8 protein-coding genes are annotated in these 7,184 nt (G+C 73.6%); 3 read left to right on the top strand and 5 right to left on the bottom strand.

The window, feature by feature from the left end:
• Together VI078_13560 and VI078_13555 are read right to left on the bottom strand one after the other, a co-directional pair.
• Nucleotides 1–734 (bottom strand): hypothetical protein (locus VI078_13560; protein HEY6000311.1); only part of this gene is annotated, 734 nt, incomplete at its 3' end.
• A 3-nt stretch (nt 735–737) separates the two neighbouring features.
• Nucleotides 738–1,562, bottom strand: coding sequence for a CbbQ/NirQ/NorQ/GpvN family protein (locus VI078_13555; GenBank protein ID HEY6000310.1), 825 nt, complete (start codon nt 1,560–1,562; stop codon nt 738–740).
• A gap of 206 nt (nt 1,563–1,768) precedes the next feature.
• Between VI078_13555 and VI078_13550 the strand changes: the two genes are divergently transcribed.
• Nucleotides 1,769–2,185 (top strand): OsmC family protein, encoded by a 417-nt coding sequence (locus VI078_13550; GenBank protein ID HEY6000309.1) that lies wholly within the window; start codon nt 1,769–1,771, stop codon nt 2,183–2,185.
• 25 nt (nt 2,186–2,210) lie between these two features.
• On the opposite strand, the gene amrS is transcribed toward VI078_13550, so the two are convergent.
• Nucleotides 2,211–3,221 carry an AmmeMemoRadiSam system radical SAM enzyme gene (gene amrS / locus VI078_13545; GenBank protein ID HEY6000308.1) on the bottom strand — a complete coding sequence of 337 codons (1,011 nt, stop codon included), beginning with the start codon at nt 3,219–3,221 and terminating at the stop codon, nt 2,211–2,213.
• 85 nt (nt 3,222–3,306) lie between these two features.
• Here amrS and VI078_13540 point away from each other — a divergent pair, with 85 nt between their 5' ends.
• Together VI078_13540 and VI078_13535 are read left to right on the top strand one after the other, a co-directional pair.
• Nucleotides 3,307–4,848 carry a phosphotransferase gene (locus tag VI078_13540; GenBank protein HEY6000307.1) on the top strand — a complete coding sequence of 514 codons (1,542 nt, stop codon included), beginning with the start codon at nt 3,307–3,309 and terminating at the stop codon, nt 4,846–4,848.
• Nucleotides 4,845–5,990 carry a PQQ-dependent sugar dehydrogenase gene (locus tag VI078_13535; GenBank protein HEY6000306.1) on the top strand — a complete coding sequence of 382 codons (1,146 nt, stop codon included), beginning with the start codon at nt 4,845–4,847 and terminating at the stop codon, nt 5,988–5,990. The genes VI078_13540 and VI078_13535 overlap by 4 nt, the downstream gene beginning before the upstream one ends.
• Before the next feature lie 63 nt (nt 5,991–6,053).
• Here the strand turns inward: VI078_13535 and VI078_13530 are convergent, their stop codons facing one another.
• Both VI078_13530 and VI078_13525 read right to left on the bottom strand, forming a co-directional pair.
• Entirely contained in the window at nt 6,054–6,440 is a 387-nt protein-coding gene (locus tag VI078_13530; protein ID HEY6000305.1) for a VOC family protein, read from the bottom strand.
• 243 nt (nt 6,441–6,683) lie between these two features.
• Nucleotides 6,684–7,184: phosphoribosyltransferase family protein (locus VI078_13525; GenBank protein HEY6000304.1), on the bottom strand; the 501-nt coding region annotated here is incomplete at its 5' end.

The following is a 7,184-nucleotide window of genomic DNA, read 5'->3' as shown; positions in this document are numbered from 1 at the left end:
GCCGCGGCCGCCGCGCGCGCGGTGGCCGCGGCCTGGTAGAGGCGCGCGGCCAGCGCCGGGTCGGCGTGGAGCGCGAAGAAGCGTTCGAGCCAGGCCGGGCTGTCGGCCGGACGCTCTTCGGAGCGCGTCTCGAGTTCCGCGAGGAGCGGGTGCCCGGCCGGCAGGGCGGCCCGGTAGGTCCCGAGCGCGATGTGCCCGCACTGCACGGCCACCGCCAGCTTGTAGAGCAGGAGATTGCGCGGCGCGTCCTCGAACGCCGCCATGCGCCGCGGCAGCCAGACCGTCTCGGTGTCGGTCGCCGCCTCGCGCCCCTCGGCGACCTCCAGGGGCCGCCCGGCGAGCCCGCTCGCGTAGGAGTGCAGCAGGCCCGCCGCATCGCGCAGGCGCACGCCCCGCTCGCCGCGCAGCTCCTCCAGCAGGCGCCGCCCGCCGTCGGCGAGCAGCGGCTGCGCCTCCTCGAGCCCGCCGGCCTCGTAGGCGTCCAGCACCGCGCCGACCCAGACCTGGAGGCGCGTGTCGCCGAAGACGCCGATCCCGCGGGCCGCGTTGCGCAGGAAGGAGAAGGCGAGGGCGTGGCTGACCGGCCAGATGGAGGGGACCAGGTCGAGGATCCGCCGCTGCGCCGGCTCGGGCACGCCCTCGAGCCCCTCGGCGAGCCCCTCCAGTTCCCACTCCGGGACCGGGTAGGGCCGCACGGCCTCCGCGAGGCGCGCGCGAATCGCCGCCGCGTCCATGGGCTAGAACAGCGAGGCGACCAGCTCGTCCACCGCCTGCTGCAGCTCGCGGTCGTCGGTGAGCGTCTCGGTGACCGCGACGCGGCAGGCCGTGCGCGGCGCGATCCCGGCGGCGATCAGCTTGCCGGCGTGGATGAGCAGGCGCGTGCTCGCCCCCTCGGTGAGCCCCGAGTCGCGCAGGCCGCGTGTCATCGCGCCGAGGCGCACGAGCAGCCGCGCGGTGGCGGCGTCGATGCCGGCCTCGTGCGCGAGGATGCGCTCTTCCAGCGCCGCGGGCGGGAAGCCGAACTCGAGGGCGACGAAGCGCTGGCGGGTGCTCGGCTTGAGGTCCTTGAGGACGCTCTGGTAGCCCGGGTTGTAGGAGACCGCGAGCATGAACTCGGGCGGCGCGCGCAGCAGCTCGCCGCGCTTGTCGATCGGCAGCTCGCGCCGCTCGTCGGCGAGCGGGTGGATCACCACGGTCGTGTCCTTGCGGGCCTCGACGATCTCGTCGAGGTAGCAGATCGCGCCCGTGCGCACCGCGGTCGTCAGCGGCCCGTCGACCCAGACCGCGTCGCCGCCGCGGATCAGGTAGCGGCCGACGAGGTCGCCGGTGGAGAGGTCGTCGTGGCAGGACACGGTGATCAGCGGGCGCCCCAGCTCCCAGGCCAGGCGCAGCACGAAGCGCGTCTTGCCGCAGCCGGTCGGGCCCTTGAGCAGCAGCGGCAGGCCGTTCCGGTAGGCGGCGCGCGCGATGTCCAGCTCGTCGGCTTGCGGGAGGTAGAAAGGCTCCTCCAGGACGAGGCGCTCGGCCGCCTGCCCGCCGACCTTCTCGAGGTCCCTGGTCATCGTCGCCGTCCCCGCGCTGCCATGTCCCTTCGGATGCCGCCGGCACCCCGCCCGGTTCATCGGCTGCCGTCACCGGCAGGCCACGGTTGCAATATAGGACCGCGCGCCATAACTTCCCGCTTGAGAGGACGTGAGCCGCACATCGTCTGCGGGCAGGCCGGCTGTCCGGCCGCCTTCGTCGCAGGAGCACGCAAGGAGGAAGCGCCATGCCGATCCGTACCTCATCCGCGGAGTGGAAGGGCACGCTCAAGGGAGGCGCCGGGACGATGAAGCTGGGCAGCGGCGCCTATGAAGGGCCGTTCACGTTCGCGTCGCGCTTCGAGTCCGGGAAGGGGACCAACCCCGAGGAGCTCATCGGCGCCGCGCAGGCCGGCTGCTTCTCGATGTTCCTGGCGGCGCTGCTGACCGACGCCGGGTTCACGCCGACGAGCATCCGCACGACCGCCTCCGTGCACCTGGAGGCGGGGCCCACGATCACGCGGATCGAGCTGGCGACGGAGGCCGCGGTCCCGGGACTCGACGAGCGGGGGCTCCAGCAGCACGCGGAGAACGCCAAGAAGAACTGCCCGGTCTCCAAGGCGCTCGCGGGGCCGCAGATCACCTTCACGGCGAAGCTGGTCTAGCGGCCGCCGGGGGCGCGGCAGCCCGTCAGGACCAGACGCCGGCGACCGCGCCCCCGCAGTGCGGGCAGCGGCCGTCGCGCAGGCGGTTTGCGGTGACGCGAAAGCCGAGCCGCTCGATCACCGGGCGCGCGCAGCCCGGGCAGGCCGTCGTCTCGCCCTCGCCGGGCAGGTTCCCCTCGTAGACGTGCCGCAGCCCGGCGGCCCGGCCGATGTCGACGGCGCGCCGCAGCGCGGCCGCGGGGGTCCGCGGCCGTTCGGTCAGGCGGTAGGTCGGGTGAAAGGCGGAGACATGCCACGGCACATCCGTACCCAGCTCCTTCGCGATGAAGCCGGCGCACCCCGCCAGGTCCTCGTCGCTGTCGTTCTCGCCGGGGATCACGAGCGTCGTGACCTCGAGCCAGATGCCCAGCTCGCGGTAGAGCCGCAGCGCATCCAGCACCGGCTGGAGCCGCGCGCCGCAGATCGACGTGTAGAAGGCGTCGCGCGAGGACTTCAGGTCGATGTTCGCCGCGTGCAGGTGCGGGGCGATCGCGCGCAGCGGCTCCGCGGTGATGTAGCCGTTGCTGACGAAGACGTTCTTCAGGCCGGCCGCGCTCGCGAGCACCGCCGTGTCGTAGGCGTACTCGAAGAAGATCGTCGGCTCGGTGTAGGTGTAGGAGATGCTGGCGCAGCCGGCGGCGCGCGCCTGGCGCACGATTTCATCCGGCGGCAGCTCGTCGCCGAGGATCGCGCCGCGGTCGCGCGGCAGCTGCGAGATGTCGGCGTTCTGGCAGTGGCGGCAGCGGAAGTTGCAGCCGGCGGTCGCGACGGAGAAACTCGTCGTGCCGGGGAGGAAGTGGAAGAGCGGCTTCTTCTCGATCGGGTCCACGTGCTGCGCGATCGCCCGGCCGTAGACGAGCGAGTACAGCGTGCCGCCCTCGTTGCGCCGCACGCCGCAGATCCCGACGTCGCCGGGCTTGATCAGGCAGTGGTGCGCGCAGAGCGAGCAGCGCACCTTCCAATCGTCGGCCTTGGCGTAGAACGATGCTTCCTTCATGGCGCTCTCCGGGGGGTTGGTCGTCCACCCGATAAGATACGCGCCGGCGCGGCGCGCTGCCACCGGGCGCGCGGGGGGCGCTAGCGTGCTGCTCGAAACCCACTGCCACACGGCCGAGCGCTCGCCGTGCAGCCGCCTCCCGGCCGCGCAGCTGCTGCGCCAGTGCCTGGCGCGCAACCTCCAGGGGGCGGTGCTCACCGATCATCACCACCGCTGGGACGAGGAGGAGCTGGCCGCGCTGCGGCGGGACGCCGGCGTCCCGGAGCACTTCGTCCTGCTCTCGGGCCAGGAGGTCTCCACCGCCGACCTCGGCCACGTCGTGGTCTACGGCGCGGTGCCCTCGCTGCCCGAAGGGACGCGGGCCGCCGACATCCGGGCGCGTCACCCCCAGGCCGCGCTGGTGCGCGCGCACCCCTACCGCCACCGCCTCGAGTACCACGAGAGCGAGCTGGCCGCGCCGCCGCTGGACGCGGTCGAGATCTTCAGCGGGAACCACTCCGCCAAGGCCAACAGCCGCGGCCTGGACGACTGGCACCGCTTCCGGTTCACGGCGATGGCCGGGACGGACGCGCACGGCCAGGTCCCGGCGGGGACCTACCCCACGCAGTTCGACCACCCCGTGGCGGGGATCGAGGAGCTGGCGCGGGAGGTGCGGCTGGGCCGGTGCCGCCCGTTCTTCAAGGAGATCACGCGCGCCGGCGCCAACTCGGTCGTGACCGAGGTGGTCATCGGGACCAAGGGCGAGGACGGGCTGCGCCCGCGGATCATCCTGCGCCGGGCGCTCAACCTGCGCGACTGGGCCGCCGCGCTGCGGACCGCGACGCTGGGCGACGAGATCGCCGCACGCGGCTTCGCGGGGGGACGCTACCGGCTGCCCGCGCTGCTCGAAGCCGACGCGCAGCGGCTGACGATCATCGAGGAGGGGCTGCGCGGACGCTCGCTCTTCGATCGCCTGCGCGTCGCGGGGCCGGAGCAGGCGCGCCGGTGTCTCGAGCTGGCCGCCGGCTGGCTTGCGCACCTGCACGGCCTGAGCGTGGCGCCGGCGTCTCCCGCGCCGTTCCTCGAGCGCGAGCGCCGGCGCCTCGAGGGGTACGCGGAGCGCTTCGCCGGGGCGTGGCTGCCGAGCGCGCCGCTCGTGCGCTCGCTCGCCGCGGCGCTGCTCGCCGCCGAGCGGCGGATCGTCGAGGCGGAGCCGGGCGGCCTCGTGCAGTGCCACGGCGACTATCACCCGAAGAACGTCATCATCGGCCAGGACGACCCCGAGGAACCGCGGACGGCCTTCGCCGCGGCCGTGGACCTGGAGGACGCCATGATCGCGCCGCGGGCCTTCGACGTCGGTTGGTTCCTCGCGCACTACCGCCACCAGTTCGGCGAGGAGCCGCGCGTGCTGGAGATCGCCCCGCCGGAGCGCTTTCTCGCGGACTACCGCGCCGCGGCCGGAGAGCCGGCCCCCGGCTTCGACGCCGAGGTCGCGCTCTTCGCCGCCCGGGCCGACCTGAGCATCGCCTCCTATCTCGTGAAGCTCGGCCTCGGCGACAGCGCGGCCGTCGACCGGCTGCTGCGGGGCATCGCGGAGCGGGTCGCGGCTGTCCCCGCCGGCGGGCCCACGGCAGGGGCTGCACCATGAGCCGCCTTGCAGCCGGGGCACTCCTCTGCCTCGCCGCCGCGGGCTGCGGCGTCTTCCTGCCGCCGCGGGGCTGTCAGGGGGGCCTGCCGCTCGACACGCTCCGCCTGCCGGAAGGGTTCTCGCTGAGCCTCTTCGCCGGGGGCGTGGCGGGCGCGCGCTCCCTTGCCGTCGGCGACCAGGGGACGGTGTTCGTCGGCACGCGCGAGGAGGGGAACGTCTACGCGGTCGTCCCGGAGCCAGGCGGCCTGCGCGCCGCACGCGTGCTCACCATCGCCTCGGGACTCACGATGCCGAACGGCGTGGCGTTTCGCGCCGGCTCGCTGTACGTCGCGGAGGTCGGCCGCATCCTGCGCTTCGACGGCATCGAGGGGCGGCTCGCGGACCCTCCGGCGCCGGTCGTCGTGAGCGCCGCCTTCCCCGGGCGGACGCACCACGGCTGGAAATTCATCGCCTTCGGTCCCGACGGCCTGCTCTACGTGCCGGTCGGCGCGCCGTGCAACTCCTGCCTCGAGGAGGACCCCCGCTTTGCCGGCATCACGCGCCTTCGCCCGGACGGGTCGCACCTGGAGGTCTTCGCCAGCGGGGTGCGCAACACGGTGGGCTTCGACTGGGATCCGGCGACCCGGGAGCTGTGGTTCACCGACAACGGCCGCGACTGGCTGGGCGACGACCGGCCCGACGACGAGCTGAACCGAGCGCCGCGGCCCGGGCTGCACTTCGGGTTTCCATACTGTCACGCCGGGGACGTTCCTGACCCCGATTTCGGGGGTCTGCGCTCCTGCGCCGAGTTTGTCCCGCCGGAGCGCCTGCTCGGCGCGCATGTCGCGGCGCTCGGCATGCGCTTCTACACGGGGACGATGTTCCCGCCGGCCTACCGCGGATCGATCTTCATCGCCGAGCACGGCTCCTGGAACCGCAGCTCACCTGTCGGCTACCGGGTGGTCCGTGTCCCCGTCGTCGGGGGACGCGCCGGGGCCCCCGAGGTCTTCGTGGACGGCTGGCTGCGAGCGGGCACCGCGTGGGGGCGGCCGGTCGACGTGCAGGTCATGCCCGACGGCGCCCTGCTGGTCTCCGACGACCGCGCGGGGGCCGTGTACCGCATCAGCTGGGGTCCGCCCGGACGGACGAGGGAAGCGCCGTGAGCGGCGAGCCTTTCGGGAGCGTGGAGCGGGAGGCGGATTGTTATGGGGGTGGGGCGAATGCGGTTACTGCCCGTCGTAGGAGATGACCGAGAGCATCTCGCCCTGCGGGTCCAGCAGGAGGGCGAGGCGCCCGACGCCCGGAACGTCCGTCGGGTCCATGATCACGGTCGCGTCCAGCCGGCGCGCGCGCTCGACGCTGGCGTCGACGTCGTCCACGCTGACGGAGATGCCCCACACGGGCTGCGGTCCGCCGGCGTTCGGCGAGAGCGCCATCATTCCCGCCACCTGCTCGGCGCCGGTCGAGACGACGGTGCGCTTCTTCCCGCCCGCCTTGGTGTCTCTGGCCTTCCAGCCGAACAGCGCGCCGTAGAACTTCTTCGCGGCCTCGACATCGGGCGTCGCGAGCGTGCACCAGTCGGGTGTTTCGTTCGCCGTGAGCTTCTTTCCCATGATCATCCTCCTCATGTCCTGCCTGGCAGGACGTGGTCTTCGTTCCTCCCGGGCGTTTGCTGCTCAGGTAGCTCAAGTATGCGCACCCGGGGCCGGGAGACCATGGGGTGTTCCCTCCATTTTCACCGGTGGGGCCATGCGTTATCCGTGGAGGCATGGCGGCCGCGCGGGCCATGGGCGCGCAGCGACGCAGGGGAGGTGGCAATGATCGCGGAAGGATGGGGCGGGCGCCGGGGGCGCCGCTCAGGGGCGGCCCGGGTCTTCGAGGAGCGCGCGGACCTCGTCCTCCGAGACGTCGGTCCAGCGGCGGTAGGCGTCGGCGACGGCGAACATCCTGCCGCCGCGCTCGTTGGCGCAGTAGAGCGCGTCCACGCGCGGCGCGAGCCGGCGCAGCGCCGTGTCGTGCCCGGTCGGCACGCCGACGATGACGGCTGCCGCGCCGGCGCGGCGCACGGCCTCGACGGCGACCGCCATGGTGAAGCCGGAGGCGAGGCCGTCGTCCACGAGCACCGCGGTCACGCCGCCGAGGTCCGGGAACGGCCGCCCGTGGCGCAGGGTGCGCACGCGGCGCGCCACCTTCTCCCGCGTGGCGGCAAGGCCCGCCTCGATCGTCCCCGCGTCCAGGCCGAGAGCCTCGATCAGCGGCTCGTTCCACTGCACGCTGCCGTCGAAGGCGACCGCGCCGTAGCCGCTCTCGGTGTCCCAGGGCAGGAGCACCTTGCTGACGACCGCCAGATCGAGCGG

Source organism: bacterium (assembly GCA_036524115.1).
Classification (GTDB): Bacteria; JAUVQV01; JAUVQV01; order JAUVQV01; family DATDCY01; genus DATDCY01.
Note: the sequence above shows the minus strand (reverse complement) of the source record. Positions and strands in the feature narration are given on the sequence as shown.